Raw genomic sequence first — 19,174 nt, 5'->3', positions numbered from 1 at the left:
ACGCGCTGCCTGCCTGGGCGGCGCGGTTCCATAAAAACAACAGCGAGGTGAAAGCATGTCTGGCAATCGTGGTGTGGTGTATCTCGGCGCTGGCAAGGTCGAAGTACAGAAAATCGACTATCCGAAAATGCAGGATCCGCGCGGCAGGAAGATCGAGCACGGTGTCATCCTGCGTGTGGTTTCAACCAACATTTGCGGCTCCGACCAGCACATGGTGCGCGGCCGTACCACGGCTCAGGTCGGTCTGGTGCTGGGGCACGAGATCACCGGTGAAGTGATCGAGAAGGGCAGTGACGTCGAAAACCTGAAAATCGGCGACCTGGTGTCCGTTCCGTTCAACGTGGCTTGCGGGCGCTGCCGTTCCTGCAAGGAGCAACACACCGGTGTCTGCCTGACCGTCAACCCGGCTCGCGCCGGCGGTGCCTACGGTTACGTCGACATGGGCGACTGGACCGGTGGCCAGGCCGAATACGTGCTGGTGCCGTACGCCGACTTCAACCTGCTGAAACTGCCGGACCGCGACAAGGCCATGGAGAAAATCCGTGACCTGACCTGCCTCTCGGACATTCTGCCGACCGGTTACCACGGCGCCGTTACTGCTGGCGTTGGCCCGGGCAGCACCGTTTACATCGCGGGCGCAGGCCCGGTCGGTCTGGCGGCGGCTGCTTCGGCCCGTCTGCTTGGCGCTGCGGTGGTGATCGTCGGCGACGTCAACACCATCCGCCTGGCCCACGCCAAGGCTCAGGGTTTTGAAATCGTCGACCTGTCGAAAGACACTCCGCTGCACGAACAGATCGCCGCGCTGCTGGGTGAGCCTGAAGTGGATTGCGCGGTGGACTGCGTCGGCTTCGAAGCCCGTGGTCATGGTCACGATGGCGTCAAATCCGAAGCCCCGGCCACCGTGCTCAACTCGCTGATGGGCGTAGTGCGCGTCGCCGGCAAGATCGGTATCCCGGGCCTGTACGTGACCGAAGATCCGGGGGCTGTCGATGCCGCTGCGAAAATGGGCAGCCTGAGCATCCGCTTCGGCCTCGGCTGGGCCAAATCCCACAGCTTCCACACCGGCCAGACCCCGGTAATGAAGTACAACCGCCAGCTGATGCAGGCGATCATGTGGGACCGCATCAACATCGCTGAAGTGGTAGGCGTGCAGGTCATCAGCCTCGACCAGGCGCCGGAAGGTTACGGCGAGTTCGACGCGGGCGTGCCGAAGAAGTTTGTGATTGATCCGCATAAGTTGTTTAGTGCGGCGTAAGTTGTAGCCATAAAAAAGAGCAACCGGTCAGGTTGCTCTTTTCTACTAAAATCAAACTTACAAACCTACTGAGCACGTACTCGGATTATCGTCAGTGATTACGCATTCATCGTTCTTCCAGTTTTTCCCTGTGGGCGTGATCGGAGTGTTGGACACCAAAACGGTAGTGGCGCCGAGATCGTTCTTGCCATCATATTGGCAAATGAATTTTTTCCCTTCTTTAATGCGCGCAGCCGTAGGTTTCAGAGTCTCTCCGCTGCTTGAAGTGCTAACCGAAGTTGCTGGACATTCAACTTCTGCTGCATGGGCAGTCCCCATCAATGCCAGGCAAAAAAATGCGCCGGTAACAAGTTTAAGTTTCATTGTTCGTACTCCGTTACTTAAGTGGAGTGGCAATACTCCCTTCTGTCACGCCGATCGCAAACTGTCAGATTTGACGGTTTTTTATTCGATTTCGCAATGTGAGATTGATTGTTGTAATTTCTGGTTATAACGCCGCCAAAGCCCCTTGATAAAGCACCGGCCCCGTCGGCTGCCCGGTCGGCGACCCACCCTTCGGCTCAAGACTCACCGCCAGCGCAATCGGCTTGCCGATCAGCGCCTTCTGCGCGCCGCTCAATTCAACCTTGCCCTTGCCGCCCGCCGGAATCACGCCCAGGGAGATCGGTTTGCCATCGGCCGGAATCGCCCACAGTTCCAGACTGCGCTGCGGATCTACCGCCGCCAATGTCAGCGGCTCGACTTGCAGGTAATCGTCATGGGCCTCGACCTTCAGCGCCGGTTGCGCATCGGCGCTCAGCAGGGTGGCGCGGTAGCGGGCGTCGTCGTGGGTGTACAGCGAGCCGAGGAACACCAGCACTACGATGGAGGCCAGTGCTGCTGTCACCCGCAGCCAGTTCCAGAACGGACGTTTCTCGGGCACATGCAGTTCTTGCGGTTCGATCCGCGCGGTAACGCCGTGCCACACGCGCTCCGGCACCGGGACTTCCGGCAATGTTTCGGTGAGGCTGGCGAGGCTCTCCTGCCAGTGCGCCAGTTCGGCGCGCAGGGCGGCGTCTTCCAGCAGCAGTTGCTCGAAACGCCGACGGGCCGGTGCAGCCATCAAGCCGATGGCGTAATCGGCGGCGAGGGCGCGGCGCAGGGCAGGGGTCTGGTAGTTCATGATTCAAGGCACCGGCGCAGACGTTCCATGCCCCGGCGAATCCACGACTTGACCGAGCCCAGCGGCGCCGCCAGATGCTCGGCCAGTTCAGAGCAGGACAAACCCTGAAAATAAGCCACGGTGATCGACCGGCGCTGCATGCCTTCAAGGGTTTCCAGGCAGCGGTTCAGGGCTGTGGCTTCGCGGGCGCTGTTCAACAGGTCATGGGCCGAGGGGTTCTCATCCACCAGGGCTTCCTGCTCGAAATCAGTCAAAGGCCGGTCGCGGTGTTTGCGCAACTGGTCGATGGCCTGATTGCGAGTGATGTTGATCATCCAGGTCATCGGCGCCGACAGATGCGATTGGTATCGCGAGGCGTTGTTCCAGATGCGCACGAAGCTCTCCTGCAACACCTCTTCGGCCAGGTCCGGTCTCCCCATGAACCGCAGGGCCACGCCGTGCAGGCGCGGGCCCACGCTGCGGTACAGGGTTTCGAAGGCACGGCGGTCGCCCAGTGAGCACTGGGCCAGCAATTGCCGGAGCTGATCGGTGTCGGCGAGGGTAATGACGAGTCTCCAGACAGGGCGGGCGCTGGTTTCGGATAGTTCACAGGCTAGTTCAGCGACAGCGCTCGTGCCATTCATGGTTCGATTTCCGGGGTTTCACATTTCCTATACGCGGGCCGGCTCAAAATGGATGCGCTACGCTCGGAACAGGCTGGCGAATTGCCGGTCAAACCGACAGTTTTGCCACCCGTGACGGGCGGTTTTTCATGACGAAAGAGGATGTCTGGATGAAGATTTCACGCGGTTTCGCACTGGCTTCGCTGATGACGGTTGTGGCGAGCCCGGTTTTCGCAGGTTTCAGCCTGGATGACGTGACCAAGGCAGCCTCAAGCATGCAGGGCGGCAACGCAGCTACCGCCGCCGCGCCGACGTCGGAAACGGCCGGTCTGCTGCAAGCGGTAACCGGTCTTGGGGTTACACCGCAACAAGCCGTCGGTGGCACCAGTGCAATGTTCGGTCTGGCGAAGAACAAGCTCAGCGGCAGCGATTATTCGGAACTGGCCAAGAGCGTGCCGGGGCTCGACAAGCTGTCGGGCGGTGCCGGTCAGTTGGGCGCGTTGAGCAGTGTGCTCGGTTCTTCCGGCAAGTCGGCGGGGCTGGATAACGCGCTGGGCAATGTGAAGAGCACCAGTGACCTGAACAGCGCGTTCGGCGCACTGGGCATGAACGACAGCATGGTCGGTCAGTTCGCCCCGGTGATCCTCAAATACCTGGGTGACCAGGGCGTCGGCGGTTCGCTGCTGAAAACCCTTGGCGGCGTCTGGGGCGTCGGCGGTTGACCGACCCCCGTTGATCAGCCGCGTTCGCCGCGCAGCTCGGCGATGCGCTGGTCTTTCTCGGTCCAGAGCTGGTTGACCCAGCTCTGGACCTTCTCGCGAAACACCGGATCGTTTTCGTAATCACCCTGCCACAGCGCCGGGTCGAGTTCACGGGTTCGGATATCGATGATCACCCGCGGCACGTTGCCGCTGATCAGGTCCCAGAACCCCGGAATCTTCGGCTGTGGATAAACCACGGTCACATCGAGAATCGCGTCCAGTTGTTCACCCATCGCCGCCAGTACGAACGCCACTCCGCCGGCCTTGGGCTTGAGCAAATGGCTGAACGGTGATTGTTGCTGAGTGCTCTTGGCCGAGGTATAGCGGGTGCCTTCCAGATAATTCACCACCGTCACCGGCTGGCGCTTGAACAGCTCGCACGCGGCTTTGGTGATTTCCAGATCCTTGCCCGCCAGCTCAGGGTGCTTCGCCAGGAACGCCTTGGTGTAGCGCTTCATGAACGGGTAATCCAGCGCCCACCAGGCGAGGCCGAGGAACGGTACCCAGATCAGTTCCTTCTTGAGGAAGAACTTGAAGAACGGCGTGCGCCGGTTGAGGGTCTGGATCAGTGCCGGGATATCGACCCAGGACTGATGGTTGCTGATCACCAGATACGACGTGTCGCCGCGCAGATCATCGCCGCCACGGATGTCCCATTGCGTCGGGATGCACAGGCGGAAGATCAGTTTGTCGATCTCCGCCCAGGTCTCGGCGATCCACATCACCGCCCACGAGGCGTAATCGCGAAAGCGTCCCGGGAGGATCAGCTTGAGCAGGGCGAACACCATCAGCGGGCCGAACAGCACCAGGGTGTTGAGCAACAGCAGCAGGGTGACGAGACAGCCGGTGAGCAGGCGGCGCATAAGCAACTCTTGAAAGCGGATGGGCGCGCCATGATAAGTGGCTTCGGGCGACAGGCCAAATCATGGGTTACGAATGTTTCACCTTTGGCGCGTTAGCCTTGCGGGAACGATCAAGCGAACAGCGGTCTAAAATCTCGCGTCAGACGCCCCCATTTCCCAAGGAAGCCCATTACGTGAAATCCCTCCTTGCATTGCTTTCCCTCGTTGCCCTGCCGGTGCTGGCCGCCGAGCCGACCCTGTACGGGCGCTACGAATACATCGCGCTGCCGGAAATCGGCGGGCAAGTGCTCAAGGCGAAAATGGACACCGGTGCGCTGACCGCCTCGCTGTCGGCCAAGGACATCGAGACCTTCACCCGCGACGGTGAAGACTGGGTGCGCTTCCGCCTCGCCACCAAGGACGCCAGCAACAAGGTGTTCGAACACAAGATCGCACGGATCAGCAAGATCAAGAGCCGCTCCGACGAGGACGACGAGGATCGTGACACCACGGAAGTTGCCAAGCGTCCGGTGGTAGACCTGGAGCTGTGCCTGGGTAACGTCAAGCGCACCGTCGAGGTCAACCTGACCGACCGCAGCCATTTCAACTACCCGCTGCTGATCGGCGCCAAGGCCTTGCGTGAGTTCGGTGCGGCGGTAAACCCGGCACGGCGTTTCACGGCGGATAAACCGGACTGCTGAAACAAGTGGTCTCATTGACGTAACGTCAGGCTTGGGGCACCGTTCGCGCACTTAATCCACAGGCTCGGACGCCATGCCTCATATCCTGATTGTCGAAGACGAAGCGGCGATTGCCGACACGCTGATTTTTGCCTTGCAGGGCGAGGGCTTCACCACGACCTGGCTGAGCCTCGGCGCGCAAGCGCTGGAGCATCAGCGCCAGACACCGGCGGACCTGATCATCCTCGACATCGGCCTGCCGGATATCAGCGGCTTCGAAACCTGCAAGCAACTGCGCCGGTTCAGCGAAGTGCCGGTGCTGTTTCTCAGTGCCCGGGATGCCGAGATCGACCGGGTGGTGGGCCTGGAAATCGGCGCCGACGATTACGTGGTCAAGCCGTTCAGCCCAAGGGAAGTGGCGGCGCGGGTCCGGGCGATTCTCAAGCGCATGGCACCGCGCCCAGCGGCCGAAGCCTGGTCGGGGGTGTTTCGCATCGATCCCGAGCGTGTGCAGATCAGCTATCGCGGCCAGGCGTTGAGCCTGACCCGTCACGAATTCCGTTTGTTGCAATGCCTGCTCGAACAACCCGAGCGGGTGTTCAGTCGCGAGCAACTGCTCGATGCGCTGGGGGTGGCAGCCGACGCCGGCTACGAGCGCAGCATCGACAGCCACATCAAGAGTGTGCGCGCCAAGTTGCGCCTGATTCGCGCCGAGGCCGAACCGATCCAGACCCATCGCGGCCTCGGATACAGCTACAGCCCGGGGCACAGCTGATGTCACTGGGGCTGCGGATTTTCCTGGTGTACGTGCTGTTTGTCGGCCTCACCGGTTATTTCGTGCTCAACACCGTAATGGAGGAAATTCGCCCCGGCGTGCGTCAGTCCACCGAGGAAACTCTGGTCGATACCGCCAACCTGATGGCGGAAATCCTCAAGGACGATTTCAAGGCCGGCACCCTCAGCGAGAATCGCTGGCCTGAACTGCTTCGTGCCTATGGCGAGCGCCAGCCGAAAGCGACGATCTGGGGCCTGCCGAAAAACCAGGTCAACCACCGTATCTATGTCACCGACGCCAAGGGCATCGTGGTACTGGATTCCAGCGGCCTCGCGGTGGGCCAGGACTACTCGCGCTGGAATGACGTCTACCTGACCCTGCGCGGCGAATACGGCGCGCGCTCCAGCCGCAGCGACCCGAATGATCCAAACTCATCGGTCATGCACGTCGGTGCGCCGATCCGCGACGATGGCCGGATCATCGGCGTGGTCACCGTGGCCAAGCCCAACAGCTCGCTGCAACCCTATGTCGACCGTACCGAGCGCCGCTTGCTGGCTTATGGCGCCGGGTTGATCGCGCTGGGTCTGCTGTTCGGTGCGTTACTGTCGTGGTGGTTGAGCCGCGCGCTGCACCGTCTGACCGGTTACGCTCAGGCCGTGAGCGAGGGGCGCCGGGTGGGAGTGCCGCACTATCGCGGTGGCGAGCTGGAACAACTGGCGAGCGCCGTGGAACAGATGCGTACCCAGCTTGAAGGCAAGGCCTATGTCGAACGTTACGTCCACACCTTGACCCATGAATTGAAGAGTCCGCTGGCGGCGATTCGCGGTGCTGCCGAATTGCTGCAAAGCGAAATGCCATTGGCGCAACGCCAGCGTTTCGTCGGCAACATCGACAGCGAAAGTGCGCGCATGCAGCAGTTGATCGAACGGCTGCTCGATCTGGCTCAGGTGGAGCAGCGTCAGGCGCTCGAGGAGCGCGTCGTCGTGCCGCTCGCGGCGCTGGTCGACGAAGTGTTGCAGGCACAGGCCGCACGCATTGAGGGTAAACAGCTGCGAATCGAGTGCACCATCGCGGCCGACCTGTCGTTGATCGGCGAGCCGTTTCTGCTGCGTCAGGCCCTGGGCAATCTTCTGGAGAACGCCCTGGATTTCACGCCGCAACGGGGAGTGTTGCGATTTGACGCCGAGCGGGTTGGCGAACAGATCGAGTTTCGGCTGTTCAACGAAGCGGCGCCGATTCCCGATTACGCGCTGGCGCGTCTGACCGAACGGTTTTACTCATTGCCGCGCCCGGACAGCGGTCGTAAAAGCACCGGGCTCGGGCTTAATTTCGTCGAAGAAGTAGTCAAGTTGCACGGTGGTTCTCTGCGCATCGACAACCTTGAAGGTGGCGTGCAGGTGCAATTGCACCTGCCGTGAACACACGAGCGAGCCGCCTTCTGCTCAGGACGGCGTCATCACCTGATTGGTTCGGGCCTTGCTGCGACGGTGCACCCACTGCAACGCCGGTCGTTCAATCCAGATCCAGGAGGCCGCGGCCAATACGATCACGATCAGCGCCGACACGATCATGGACGGCACGAATGTCAGCGACGTCTTGTTGATCACCAACTGCTGCACGGGAAACGCATACAGGTAGATCCCGTATGACAGATCGAACCGGCCCCGGATGGTGTGATCGACATACAGCAGGCCCAGGCTCAGCGTCGCCAGGCAAATGCACAGCGTGATGACGACGCCGGCAACCGGCGTTCCCGTTGCAAACGGAATCAGGCCGAGACAGGCCACCAGCGTCATCGCCAATCGATGTCTGGCGCTCAGGTATTGCTTGTAGAAAGCCAGGAGCGATCCGGCAAAAAAGGCGATACCGGCACCGCCGTAAACGGCCAGTTTCTGCGTCAGCGCCGTAGCGGGAGCATTGCCCAGCACACAGGTCGCAATGCAGAACGCTACAAGCATTGCTCCGGCTGTCGCAGCATGGCGGTACAGACTCAGGGCGGCCGCCACCAGCAGATAAAAGGCGAATTCGATCTTCAGCGTCCACAGGCTGCCATTGAACGACTCGCTGAAGATAAAGCCATGGGTGATTTCGTCGATTGCCGCGTGGCCGAACAAAGAGATGCGCAGAAAATCGATCAGCGCCGAAGGGCCTGTGATGTAACCCTGCGCAAATATCCCCCCCGCCACAAACGTCATGATGAAGGCGCAGGCGATCAACGCCGGGAAAATCCTCGCGACACGTTTGGCCAAGTAGTCGGTGACGCTGCCGGCATTGAGGAAACTGTGGGTGATCAGGAGGCCGGAGATCGAGAAGAAGGCGATGACGGCGATGCCGCCCAATGAGTTGTAGCCGGCGATGCCTGGTTCTTCCTGGCCCGAAAGTGCGAAGTGGTGACTGATCAACACCATCAGCGCGGCAAAATGCCTGATCACGTCGAATGAGTTGTTTCGCAATTGAATAATCCTTGTTCGAACCTTGCCCTTATGGCGCGAAGTGGTCCTGCACTTGATGTCGGAAAAGGCGTTTTACAGGTATTTCCACACAAAGCCCACAAAACCTCCATCACAAACCCACACAGCGTTCGCAGACTCGCTCCATTCCAAAAAGGGAGCGTTCCGATGAACCGAAATCTGACATTCAAACTGGGGGCGATTGCCCTGCTGATCCTGCTGTTGCTGATTCCGCTGCTGATGATCGATGGCATCATCGACGATCGCCAGCAACGGCGCGACGGTGTGCTTGAAGACATCGCCCGCAGCTCAAGCTACAGCCAGCAGATCAGCGGTCCGGTGATGGTGGTGCCGTACCGCAAAGTGATACGCACCTGGAAGACCCGGGAAAAAAACGGCGAGCAATATCTGGAGCTCAGCGAAGAACGGGGTCGCCTGTACTTCCTGCCGGAGCGCTTCGAACTCGACGGCCAGGTGCAGACCGAGCTGCGTTCCCGTGGCATCTACGAGGCGCGGTTGTTCCATGCAGAAAACCGCATCAGCGGGCATTTCTCGCTGCCGGCGCAGTTGGGAATTACCGAGGATTTCACCGATTACCACTTCGATGCACCGTTTCTGGCGATCGGTATCAGCGACATTCGCGGGATCGAAAATGCCCTGAAACTGGAGCTCGGCTCGCAACGCCTGGACTTCGTGCCCGGCACGCAGGTGGGCTGGCTCGGCGAAGGTGTTCGGGCGACGTTGCCGGCACTCGATACAACTCAGGCCACGGAACTGGCCTTCGGTTTCGACCTGCGCTTGCAGGGCACCGGCTCGTTGCAGGTGCTGCCGGTGGGCAAGACCAGCCGCGTGAACCTGGCCGCCAACTGGCCGCATCCGAGCTTCATCGGCAACTTCCTGCCGGCCAAACGTGAAGTCACCGATCAGGGCTTCACCGCCGATTGGCAGACCTCGTTTTTCTCCACCAACCTGCAAGAGGCCATGAACCGCTGCGCGTCGGGCAATGATTGCGAGGCATTCAACGGGCGCAGTTTCGGGGTGAGTTTCATCGATCCGGTGGATCAGTACCTGAAAAGTGACAGGGCGATCAAATATGCGCTGCTGTTCATCGTCCTGACGTTTGCCGGTTTCTTCCTGTTCGAAGTGCTGAAAAGCCTGGCGGTGCACCCGGTGCAATACGCGTTGGTGGGTGTGGCACTGGCGTTCTTCTACCTGTTGCTGCTGTCGCTGTCGGAACACATCGGGTTTGCCCTGGCGTATCTGCTGTCGGCCAGTGGTTGTGTGCTGTTGATCGGTTTTTATGTCTGCCATGTGTTGCGCAGTGTGCGTCACGGCCTGAGTTTTTCCGCGGGGCTGGCGGCGTTGTATGGCCTGCTCTACGGCTTGCTGAGCGCCGAGGATTACGCGCTGCTGATGGGCTCGCTGCTGCTGTTCGGCCTGCTGGGTGTGTTCATGGTGCTGACCCGGAATCTGGACTGGTACGGCATCGGGCAGAAACCGGCCAAGCCCCTGGAGTTTGATCTCGGAGCGGTGCAATGAGCCGGTTTGTGGGGTTGCGTGAGGAACAGCGGGAGGCGGAGGTATTGATGACGCTGATCTTTGCGTCACTGCCTCCCGCCCCGAGCTTCAAATCTTTGGCATGGTCGCAATCATCGAAGGGCGCTGGCTCACTTCAAAGAACCAGTTGGCCAGTTGCGGGTTGGCTTCACGCCAGCCCAGATCCGGGAAGCGCAGATCCAGATAACCCAATGCGCAGGCCACGCTGATCGCGGCAACGTCGAAGTGGCTGGTCAGTTCGGCAATGGCGTCGTGCTCCAGCAGCGCCAGGGTGCGGCGGATCTTGTCGCGCTGGGCCTCGAGCCACTCGTCCCAGTGCTTCTCCGGGGCGCGCAGCACTTGCTCGTAACGCACCATCACCGAGGCATCCATGATCCCGTCGGCCATCGAGGCCAGGGTCAGGCGCCGCCAGCGGGCCGAGCCGTCGCGAGGGATCAGTGGATTGCCGACATGCTGGTGGTCGAGATAGTCGAGGATCACCCGGCTGTCATGGATGACGTTGCCGTCGGCCAGGCGCAGGGCCGGGATCTTGCCCAGCGGGTTGTCTTCGTTCAGCGCGGCGTTGGGGCTGACCGGTGTCAGGACGCAGTCCTGCAGGGCGACGCGATCCTGCTGGCCGGTCTCGTGCAGCAGCACCATGACTTTGCGCACGAACGGGGACAGGGTGTTGTGGAACAGGGTCATGCTGGGAGCGGACATCGGCAGGGTCTCGGTCAAGGGCAATGAACGGGCAGCATAGCCTGTCAGCGACTTGGCTCAAGCCTTTTGTGGGAGCGAGCTTGCTCCGGGCGGCGTTCCGACGATAGCGGACTCTCAGTCGCCTGGATTGTGAATGAACAGACGTTATCGCGAGCAGGCTCGCTCCCACAGGTTTTTCAGCTTCGCCACAGCAGACCGCGCAAGGCGAGTGCGGCCGGCACACCCAGACCGATCCAGCTCAAGCCGTCCCAGATCCCGTCGCCCAGCAGCGCGGCGAACAGCCCCGCCGCACTGAGCAACGCGATCACCAGCGGTGTACTGAAGACTTTCCAGAAATTCGACTGACGCGGTTTCATGCTGAAGCCTCCGCGGTTTCCATCACCGGCTTCGCCGCTTTACGTCGCACCACCCACAAGTACACGCCGCTGCCGAGGACGATGATGGTCAGCACGTCCAGCGTGGCCCAGAGGATTTTCATCGGCATGCCGCCGTAGTCGCCAAAGTGCAGCGGCTGCGACATGCCCATGGCGTCCATGTACCACGGCCGCTCGGCGACCGCCGTGACTTGCAGGGTGCTGGCGTCGATCAGCACCGGCGTCAGCAAGTGCGAGGTCAGGTGGGTGCCGCCCTTCATGAACACCGAGTAATGGTGCTCGCTGGAAAACCGCGTGCCGGGAAAGGCGATGAAGTCCGGTTTCATCCCCGGCGCGACTTCGCCGGCGATATCCAGCAGGCGGGTGGCCGGGGCGAGGTGAGTCAGAGGCGGGGCATCGCGGTAGGGCGCGATCATGGCGTTGAGCGAATCGTTGCGCCAGGCTGCGATGATCAGGTCGGCACAGGCGCTGATCACTCCCGTGACACCCACCACCAGCGCCCAGGTCAGGGTCACCACGCCGATCAGGTTGTGCAGGTCGAGCCAGCGCAGGCGGGTGGATTTGTCTCGGCGCACGGTGCCGAAATCGAGACGGCGCATGAACGGCAGGTACAACACCGTTCCGGACACGATGGCGACCACGAACAGCACACCCATGAACGCCAGCAGCAACTTGCCCGGCAGACCGGCAAACATGTCGACGTGCAGGCGCAGGATGAACAGCATCAGGCCACCATTGGCCGACGGTGTTTCCAGGGCTTCGCCGGTGCGCGCGTCGAGCATGAAGGTGTGCGAGGAATTCGGCTCGGTGCCGGCGGTCTTCGCCATGATCGTCAGCACGGTGTTCGGCTCGTCGTCTTCGAAACCGAAATACTGCACGACTTCACCGGGGCGATGGGCCTCGGCGGCTTGTACCAGTTGCGCCAGATTCAGGTGCGGCGTGTCGGCCGGCATCTCGCGCACCACCGGTGCGTCACCGAGCAGATGCTCGATCTCATGATGGAAAATCAGCGGCAGGCCGGTCAGGGCCAGCAGCAGCAAAAACACGGTGCAGATCAGGCTGGTCCAGGTGTGGATGAACGACCAGCGACGGATTGTTTTACTTTTCATTTCATGACCTTCAAAAACACCAAAGCCGTCCACGAGGGACGGCCTGGTTGCAGGGCCTGTTTCAGCTCAAGCAATTACCACTTGTAGGTGGCACTGGCGACGACGCTGCGCTGGTCGCCGTAGTAGCAGTAGAAGCTGTCGCAGGTGGAAATGTAGTCCTTGTCGAACAGGTTGGTGGCGTTGAGTGCCAGCGATGCGCCCTTCAAGCTGTTGTCCAGGCGACCGAGGTCGTAATGCACGCTGGCATCGAACACGGTGTAGGCGTCGGCCTTGCCCAGCCAGGTGTTGGCCTTGTCGCCGTAGGTGTTGCCGGTGTAGCGCACACCGCCGCCGATGCCGAAGCCGTCGAGCACGCCGCTGTGCCAGGTGTAGTCGGTCCACAGCGAGGCTTGCTGGTTCGGCATCAGTTGCAGGCGGTTGCCCTTGTCGACGCCGTTCTGCACTTCGGACTTAGCCAGGGTGTAGGCCGCGATGACTTTCAGGTTTTCGGTGACATCGGAGGTGGCTTCCAGCTCCAGGCCTTTGACTTTTACTTCGCCGGTCTGGCTGGTGATCGATACGCCGTTGACGAAGGAGCTTACCGAAACGTTTTTCTGGGTCAGGTCATACACGGCGGCGGACAGCAGGGTCTTGCTGCCGGGCGGCTGGTACTTGATGCCCAGTTCCCACTGCTTGCCTTCGGTCGGCTTGAGCGATTCCGTGGAGGAGGCGTCGGCGCCACTGGTGGGCTGGAAGGATTCGGCGTAGGAAATGTACGGTACGAAACCCGAGTCGAACACGTAGCTCAGTGCCGCGTTGCCGCTGAAGGCCTTGTCGCGGTCGGTGTTGGTCGCGTCGGCCTTGTTGATGAACTTCGTACCGGTGTGCACCCAGTCTTCACGACCGCCGAGGGTCAGGCGCCATTGGTCGAGGGCCATCTGGTCCTGCACGTACAGGCCGGTCTGGTTGGTCTTCTGCTCATAGTCGTAGAAGGCGGTGGAGCGCGCCGGACGCACGATCGGCTGGCCGTAGATCGGGTTGAGCACGTTGGTGGTCAGGCCGTCACCGAAGATCGAGGTGTAGTTGTTGTTGCTGCGCTGGTGATCCAGACCCAGCAACAGGGTGTGGCGGATGTCGCCGGTGGCAAAGTCGGCCTGGAAGTTGTTGTCCACGGCGAACTGGCTGATGTCCTCATTGACACTGGTGCTGGTGCGGCCGACGTTGCCGGCGTTGTCCACCTGGGTGTACGGATACGAACCCGGGGTCAGGCTCTGGAACGACAGCTCCGATTTGGTGTAGCGCAGGTTCTGCTTGAACTGCCACACATCGTTCAGGCGATGTTCGAAGGCATAACCGAGCGCGTAGTAAGTGCGGTCGTAATATTCCCAGTCCGGATCGCCGAGGTTCTTGTGATGGGAAACCTTGCCGAACGGCATGTCGATCTTGGTGCCCTGCACCGGCAGGAACTGGCTGGTGATGCCGGTATCGTCGCGGGTGAACTGGGTCAATAGGGTGAATTTGGTGTCGTCGTCGATGTTCCAGGTCAGGCTCGGCGCGATGTTGTAGCGCTTGTTGTCGACGTGATCGACCTGCGTGCCGCTGTCACGTACCACGCCGCTGAGGCCGTAGAGGAACTGGCCGGCGTCGTCGATCTTGCCGGTGCTGGCGAAGTTGATCTGACGGTGGTTGTCGCTGCCGTATTGCAGCTGGATTTCGCTGCTCTGCACATCGCTCGGGCGACGGCTGACCATGTCCAGCAGGCCGCCCGGCGGGGTCTGGCCGTAAACCGACGAGGCCGGGCCGCGCAGCAGGGCGAGGCGGTCGAGGTTCCAGGTTTCCTGTTTCGGGTTGGCGTACACGCCTTTTGGCAGCGGCAGGCCATCGAGGAACTGAGTCGGTTCGAAGCCACGCACGCGCAGCCAGTCGGCGCGGGTGTCGCTGCCATAGCTGCTGGCGGTGATGCCCGGCATGTAGCGCACGGCGTCATCGAGGCTGTGCACGCTGCGGTCGTCCATCTGCTGGCGGGTGGCGACGGAGATCGAACGCGGCGCTTCGACCAGCGCGGTGTCGGTCTTGGTGCCGGCGGCGGTGCGGGTGGCGGTGTAGCCTTCGACCGGGCCCCAAGCGCTTTCAGTGTTTTCCACACCGATCACCGAAGTTTCCGGCAGGGCCATCACGCCTTCCGGCACTGCGATCAGGGTGTAAGTACCGGTGCCGCTCTGCTCCAGTTGCAGGCCGGTGCCACGCAGGGCAGCGCTCAGCGCGCCTGCCGCGTCATATTGGCCGTTGACCGGTGCCGAGGTCTTGCCGGCTGCCAGCGACGGATTCAGCGACAGCGTGAGACCGCCCTGGCTGGCGATCTGGTTCAGGGTGGTGGACAGCGGCGCGGCCGGCAGATTGTAGGCGCGGACGCTCGACGCCTGTTCAGCGGCGATCAACTGGCTGCTGGCCAGCGGGGTGCAGAGGGCAATGGCGACCGCCAGCAAACTGGGGCGCAACAAGGTGTCTAGCGAACGGGACATACGGCGGCTCCTGAATGGAAATATTTCTCAATTGCCTGTGTGCCGGACGAGATTCGAAAAGTGATAGGGCTGGATGAAAATAATTTCGATTAACGGACGGCATGGCGGCTGAAGTCAGCTGAAAGTCCGTTTTCATGGGGGGGTGAGCAGGCGACGCGGTGTGTCAGGGCTTCGGATCGGCCTTGGCCACGGTGACCCACCACGGCGTGTGCTGCTCGATCTGCACCGGCAGGGTCGGGAGCAGGGCGCTCAACGCTTTGTCGGTATCGTGCAGCGGGAAGCTGCCGGTGATGCGCAGGTCGGCGACTTCCGGCGCAATGCCCAGGTGGCCGCGACGATAGCGGCCAAGCTCATGCACCAGGTCTTCCAGACGCGCGTTGTCCACCACCAGCATGCCGCGGATCCAGGCATCGGCGCCGGGGTTGAGCGCCACCACCGAATCCAGACCGGTATTGCGGATCAGCACTTGCTGACCTTCACGCAGGATCTGTTCCTGCGGATCGGATTGCGGATGCGCCGCGACGGCCGATTGCAGCACGCTCAGGCGCGTTCCCTGTTCTTCGCGCTTGACCAGAAACCGCGTGCCCAGCGCACGCATGCGGCCTTCGCGGGTTTCGACGATGAACGGTCGCGCATCGCCATGACCGGTCTCGATGAGGATTTCGCCTTCCTGCAACACCACCAACCGCTGCTTGTCATCGAACCGTACATCCATGGCGCTGTGGGTGTTGAGATTGACCACGGTGCCGTCCGCCAGCCGCACGGTGCGTTGCTCACCAGTAGCGGTGCGCTGGTCGGCGAGCCAGTAATCCAGCGGCAGATAGTGTTCTGCGGCAAACAGCGACAGGCCGATCACCGCGACAACACTGGCCAGACCACTGCCAAGCTTGCGCACACGCCGGCGAATGCCTTCGCGCGATTGCAGCAACGCGGCGCGGGCCGGACCGCTGGCCACGCTGAAACGCTGGTCGAGCATGCCCAACTGCCGCCAGGCGCGAGCGTGTTCTTCGTTGGCCGCGTGCCATTTGGCGAACTCTTCGCGCTCCAGTGGCGTGCTGGAATCGAGGGTCAATTGCCAGGCAATTGCCGCGTCCAGCACATGGGCCGGCACCGGTCTGGAACTGGCGGGGTTCATGTCGGCTCACCGTACAGGGCGATGTAGCACTGGCGGATACCCTGGGCCAGATACTGGCGCACCCGCGGCACCGACACGCCGAGTTTGTCGGCGATCTCGGCATGGGTCAGGCCATCGAGACGGTTATAGAGGAACGCAGCGCGGGCCTTGGTCGAGAGCTGGCCGAGCATTCGGTCGATGGCTTTGAGGTCTTCGAGAATCAGTTGCTGTTCTTCGACCGACGGCTGCTCGCCTTCGGGGATCAGCATCAGTTCGGCGAGATAGGCCTGCTCCAGTGCGGCGCGACGGAAGTAGTCGAACAGCAGGCCTTTGGCGATCGCCACCAGAAACGCCCGGGGTTCGCGGGGTGTCAGCAGTTCCTCGCGACCGAGCAGGCGCACGAAGGTGTCCTGACTCAGGTCTTCGGCGCGTTGCGGACAAGCCACGTTGCGCCGCAGCCAGGCCAGCAGCCAGCCGCGATGGTCGCGATACAACGCACCGACGAGCTCACTGTGAGGGCTTTGGGCTGACGACACGAAGGCACCGACTGGGAAATGTTAACCAACGAGAATTGTTCGCGATTGTGGCAGAGGTGGGAATGGTTAGCAATTGGCCACCGGTCGGGTTGTCGGGCGACAACCCGGGGTTCAGAACGAATGTGTCTGCTGGCGGCGCTTCCACTGGCTCAGGCGTTGTTGCAGATTCAATGGGCTGTGAATCTGCTGCTGCCGTGCCCGGCTGAACAGAATCAACGCCAGTTCCGCTGTGGCCAGTGCGTCGGCGCTGGCATGGTGACGCTCGAACACTTCGAGCTTGAACCAGTTGATCCACTCGTCCAGACCCGCTTCGCGAATGTGCGCCTGAGGGCAAACCAGCGGTGCAATGTCGGCGACATCCAGAAACACCTGCTGCAACTTGTGCCCCAGATGTTCCTTCACCGCCCGGCCCAGCATGTGTTGATCGAACGGTGCGTGGAATGCCAGCACCGGACTGTCGCCAATGAACTCCAGCAGCTCGAGCAATGCCTCGGCCGGCTCGCTGCCGGCGGCAATCGCGTTCGGCCCCAGCCCATGAATCAACACGCTGGGGCTGACCTTGAGTTCACGACATTGCAGCGTGCGTTCGAACTGCTGGCTGAAGTCGATGGCACCGTCTTCGATCACCACCGCGCCGATCGACAGCACCCGATCCTTGTTCAGGTTGAGCCCGGTGGTTTCCAGATCCAGCACCACCCAGCGCTGTTCGCGCAGACTGCACTCGCTCAGTTCGCCGATTGCCGGCAGTTGCGTCAGGCGTTGTCGCAGATCGTCCGGCAGAACGGGACTGGCCGGACGCAGCCACGAGAACAGGCTCATAGCTGATACCGCAGGGTCAGGCTGCTTTGCAGGCGTTGGGCCTGGCGCAGGGATTCACGCAGGATGCGCCGGTCCAGATGATTGAGGCTGTCGGGATCGACACGGTTCGAATACGGCAGGTTTTCCCGGGTCTGCAGTTGATGCTGTTGCATGCGCGTCTGCTGGATGAAGTGATAGGCCTCTTCGTAAGCGGCGCCATCCAGTCGCTCGATGACTTCTTTATCGACCAACTGGCGGAAACGTTCGAGGGTGTTGTTCGCATCGATGCCGTTGGCCAGTGCCAGCAGGCGTGCGCCATCGACAAACGGGGTCAGGCCCTGGATCTTCAGGTCCAGCGTGGCTTTCTCGCCGTTCTTTTTCGTCAGTACGAACTCACGGAAACGTCCCACCGGCGGACGGTTGCGCAGGGCGTTTTCGGCCATCATCCGTTGGAACAAACGATTGTCGCCGACCTGATCGAGAATCCCCCGGCGCAATTGCTCGCAACCTTGTTCATCGCCCCAGACCACCCGCAGGTCGAAATAGATGCTTGAGCCCAGCAGGTTTTCCGGCGTCGCTTCGCGGATGAACGCGGCGAAGCGCCGGGCCCATTCGGCGCGGGACAAACACAGCTGCGGATTGCCGGCCATGACGTTGCCCTTGCACAGGGTGAAGCCGCACTGCGCCAGGCTGTTATTGATCTGCTGGGCGATGGGCAACAGCTTGCCGCGAATCTCCGCCGCATGGGCCGCATCCCGGGCTTCGAACAGAATGCCGTTGTCCTGATCGGTGTGCAGGGTCTGCTCGCGCCGGCCTTCGCTGCCGAAGCACAACCAGCTGAACGGCACACCGGGGTCGCCTTTCTCGGCGAGGGTCAGCTCGATCACCCGGCACACGGTGTGATCGTTGAGCAGGGTGATGATGTGGGTGATCTGTGTCGAGGAGGCACCGTGAGCGAGCATGCGCTCCACCAGTTGGCCGATCTCGCCGCGCAGGGTCACCAGTTGTTCAACCCGCTGGGCGCTGCGGATGGTCCGCGCCAGATGCACCAGATCGACCCGTTGCAGCGAAAACAGATCGCGCTCGGAAACCACGCCGCACAATCGCTGATCCTTGACCAGGCAGACGTGGGCGATGTGCCGCTCGGTCATGGCAATCGCTGCGTCGAAGGCGCTGTGATCTGGCGACAGATAGAACGGCGAGGGCGTCATGTGGCGTTCGATGGGTTCGTTGAAATCGCCGACACCTTCAGCCACCACATGACGCAGGTCGCGCAGGGTGAAAATCCCCAGCGGCGCCTTGTGTTCATCCACCGCGACGATGCTGCCGACCTGTTGCTCATGCATCAGCTTCACCGCTTCGCGCAACGGCGTGGTCGGGCTGCAGGTTACCGGATGGCGCATGGCCAATTCGCCGAGGCGGGTGTTCAGCGAATACTGGGTGCCGAGGGTTTCCACGGCTTTCTGCTGGACCTGCTGGTTGACCTGATCAAGCAGGCTGCTGACCCCGCGCAGGGCGAAGTCGCGGAAGGTGTTGGAGAGGGCGAACAGCTTGATGAACGCCAATTTGTTCAGTTGCAGGCAGAAGGTGTCTTCGCCGGCCAGGTGTTCGGTGCGGGTCGCCCGTTCGCCAAGCAGCGCGGCGAGGGGGAAACACTCGCCAGTGGTGATTTCAAAGGTGGTTTCGGTGCCGCCCTTGGCCGTGTGCGGACGCTCGCCGACCACCCGGCCTTGCTTGACGATGTAGAAGTGTTCGACCGGCCCGTCGGCGGGTTTGATGATGCTCTCGCCCTGACCGTAAAAGCGCAGCTGGCATTGCTCCACCAGATAGGCCAGGTGGGCGTGTTCCATCTGATTGAAAGGGGGGAAGCGCTGGAGGAATTGCAATGTGCCCTGAATGTTCTGCAACACCGCGGTTTTCCCTGCCTGGGTGAAGGCGTCCGCTTTACTCATAACCATT

The 19,174-nt window shown here is 61.5% G+C and carries 19 protein-coding genes; 6 read left to right on the top strand and 13 right to left on the bottom strand.

What is annotated here, in order from left to right:
• Positions 1 to 55 precede the first annotated feature (55 nt).
• Positions 56 to 1,255: a formaldehyde dehydrogenase, glutathione-independent gene (gene fdhA / locus DLD99_RS26545; RefSeq protein WP_085688554.1), complete on the top strand. Its 1,200-nt coding sequence runs from the start codon at positions 56 to 58 to the stop codon at positions 1,253 to 1,255.
• A 57-nt stretch (positions 1,256 to 1,312) separates the two neighbouring features.
• Here the strand turns inward: fdhA and DLD99_RS29160 are convergent, their stop codons facing one another.
• The 3 genes from DLD99_RS29160 to DLD99_RS26535 all read right to left on the bottom strand — a co-directional run bounded on the left by DLD99_RS29160 (position 1,313) and on the right by DLD99_RS26535 (position 3,040).
• Positions 1,313 to 1,618 carry a hypothetical protein gene (locus DLD99_RS29160; RefSeq protein WP_162803518.1) on the bottom strand — a complete coding sequence of 102 codons (306 nt, stop codon included), beginning with the start codon at positions 1,616 to 1,618 and terminating at the stop codon, positions 1,313 to 1,315.
• A 124-nt stretch (positions 1,619 to 1,742) separates the two neighbouring features.
• Complete coding sequence (locus DLD99_RS26540) at positions 1,743 to 2,417, bottom strand: anti-sigma factor (protein WP_114885970.1); 675 nt, start codon at positions 2,415 to 2,417, stop codon at positions 1,743 to 1,745.
• Complete coding sequence (locus DLD99_RS26535; protein ID WP_114885968.1) at positions 2,414 to 3,040, bottom strand: sigma-70 family RNA polymerase sigma factor; 627 nt, start codon at positions 3,038 to 3,040, stop codon at positions 2,414 to 2,416. The genes DLD99_RS26540 and DLD99_RS26535 overlap by 4 nt, the downstream gene beginning before the upstream one ends.
• Before the next feature lie 149 nt (positions 3,041 to 3,189).
• On the opposite strand from DLD99_RS26535, the gene DLD99_RS26530 reads away from it, so the two are divergent.
• The gene (locus DLD99_RS26530; RefSeq protein WP_085709166.1) at positions 3,190 to 3,741 is read left to right on the top strand and encodes a DUF2780 domain-containing protein; all 552 of its coding nucleotides are present in this window, start codon (positions 3,190 to 3,192) and stop codon (positions 3,739 to 3,741) included.
• Positions 3,742 to 3,755: 14 nt separating this feature from the next.
• Here DLD99_RS26530 and DLD99_RS26525 read toward each other — a convergent pair whose 3' ends face one another.
• Positions 3,756 to 4,643 (bottom strand): acyltransferase, encoded by an 888-nt coding sequence (locus DLD99_RS26525; RefSeq protein ID WP_114885966.1) that lies wholly within the window; start codon positions 4,641 to 4,643, stop codon positions 3,756 to 3,758.
• A gap of 173 nt (positions 4,644 to 4,816) precedes the next feature.
• Here DLD99_RS26525 and rloA2 point away from each other — a divergent pair, with 173 nt between their 5' ends.
• The 3 genes from rloA2 (at position 4,817) to creC (ending at position 7,495) form a co-directional block, all read left to right on the top strand.
• A complete protein-coding gene (gene rloA2 / locus DLD99_RS26520; RefSeq protein WP_085709168.1) occupies positions 4,817 to 5,323 on the top strand; it encodes a retropepsin-like aspartic peptidase RloA2 in 507 nt (168 codons plus the stop codon).
• A 73-nt stretch (positions 5,324 to 5,396) separates the two neighbouring features.
• Positions 5,397 to 6,077, top strand: a complete 681-nt coding sequence (gene creB / locus DLD99_RS26515; RefSeq protein ID WP_114885964.1) for a two-component system response regulator CreB — start codon at positions 5,397 to 5,399, stop codon at positions 6,075 to 6,077.
• Positions 6,077 to 7,495 (top strand): two-component system sensor histidine kinase CreC, encoded by a 1,419-nt coding sequence (gene creC, locus DLD99_RS26510; protein ID WP_114885963.1) that lies wholly within the window; start codon positions 6,077 to 6,079, stop codon positions 7,493 to 7,495. The genes creB and creC overlap by 1 nt, the downstream gene beginning before the upstream one ends.
• 24 nt (positions 7,496 to 7,519) lie before the next feature.
• Here creC and DLD99_RS26505 read toward each other — a convergent pair whose 3' ends face one another.
• Positions 7,520 to 8,530 carry an acyltransferase family protein gene (locus tag DLD99_RS26505; protein ID WP_114885962.1) on the bottom strand — a complete coding sequence of 337 codons (1,011 nt, stop codon included), beginning with the start codon at positions 8,528 to 8,530 and terminating at the stop codon, positions 7,520 to 7,522.
• Positions 8,531 to 8,695: 165 nt separating this feature from the next.
• On the opposite strand from DLD99_RS26505, the gene creD reads away from it, so the two are divergent.
• Entirely contained in the window at positions 8,696 to 10,066 is a 1,371-nt protein-coding gene (gene creD / locus DLD99_RS26500) for a cell envelope integrity protein CreD (protein WP_114885961.1), read from the top strand.
• Between the two features lie 87 nt (positions 10,067 to 10,153).
• Here creD and DLD99_RS26495 read toward each other — a convergent pair whose 3' ends face one another.
• From DLD99_RS26495 to DLD99_RS26460, 8 genes are all read right to left on the bottom strand, one after another.
• Entirely contained in the window at positions 10,154 to 10,783 is a 630-nt protein-coding gene (locus DLD99_RS26495; protein WP_114885960.1) for a glutathione S-transferase, read from the bottom strand.
• A gap of 176 nt (positions 10,784 to 10,959) precedes the next feature.
• A complete protein-coding gene (locus DLD99_RS26490) occupies positions 10,960 to 11,139 on the bottom strand; it encodes a hypothetical protein (RefSeq protein ID WP_065259090.1) in 180 nt (59 codons plus the stop codon).
• Positions 11,136 to 12,266, bottom strand: coding sequence for a PepSY-associated TM helix domain-containing protein (locus DLD99_RS26485; protein WP_114885959.1), 1,131 nt, complete (start codon positions 12,264 to 12,266; stop codon positions 11,136 to 11,138). The genes DLD99_RS26490 and DLD99_RS26485 overlap by 4 nt, the downstream gene beginning before the upstream one ends.
• Before the next feature lie 74 nt (positions 12,267 to 12,340).
• The gene (locus tag DLD99_RS26480; RefSeq protein WP_114885958.1) at positions 12,341 to 14,767 is read right to left on the bottom strand and encodes a TonB-dependent siderophore receptor; all 2,427 of its coding nucleotides are present in this window, start codon (positions 14,765 to 14,767) and stop codon (positions 12,341 to 12,343) included.
• A 163-nt stretch (positions 14,768 to 14,930) separates the two neighbouring features.
• Positions 14,931 to 15,902, bottom strand: a complete 972-nt coding sequence (locus DLD99_RS26475) for a FecR family protein (protein WP_114885956.1) — start codon at positions 15,900 to 15,902, stop codon at positions 14,931 to 14,933.
• Positions 15,899 to 16,417 (bottom strand): RNA polymerase sigma factor, encoded by a 519-nt coding sequence (locus DLD99_RS26470; RefSeq protein ID WP_114885954.1) that lies wholly within the window; start codon positions 16,415 to 16,417, stop codon positions 15,899 to 15,901. The genes DLD99_RS26475 and DLD99_RS26470 overlap by 4 nt, the downstream gene beginning before the upstream one ends.
• Positions 16,418 to 16,528: 111 nt before the next feature.
• The gene (locus DLD99_RS26465; protein ID WP_114885952.1) at positions 16,529 to 17,236 is read right to left on the bottom strand and encodes a 3'-5' exonuclease; all 708 of its coding nucleotides are present in this window, start codon (positions 17,234 to 17,236) and stop codon (positions 16,529 to 16,531) included.
• Positions 17,233 to 19,173 carry a putative nucleotidyltransferase substrate binding domain-containing protein gene (locus tag DLD99_RS26460; protein WP_114885950.1) on the bottom strand — a complete coding sequence of 647 codons (1,941 nt, stop codon included), beginning with the start codon at positions 19,171 to 19,173 and terminating at the stop codon, positions 17,233 to 17,235. Before DLD99_RS26460 ends, DLD99_RS26465 begins: the two co-directional genes overlap by 4 nt.
• Position 19,174: the final 1 nt, after the last annotated feature.

This window comes from Pseudomonas kribbensis (assembly GCF_003352185.1).
Taxonomy (GTDB): Bacteria; Pseudomonadota; Gammaproteobacteria; order Pseudomonadales; family Pseudomonadaceae; genus Aquipseudomonas; species Aquipseudomonas kribbensis.
Note: the sequence above shows the minus strand (reverse complement) of the source record. Positions and strands in the feature narration are given on the sequence as shown.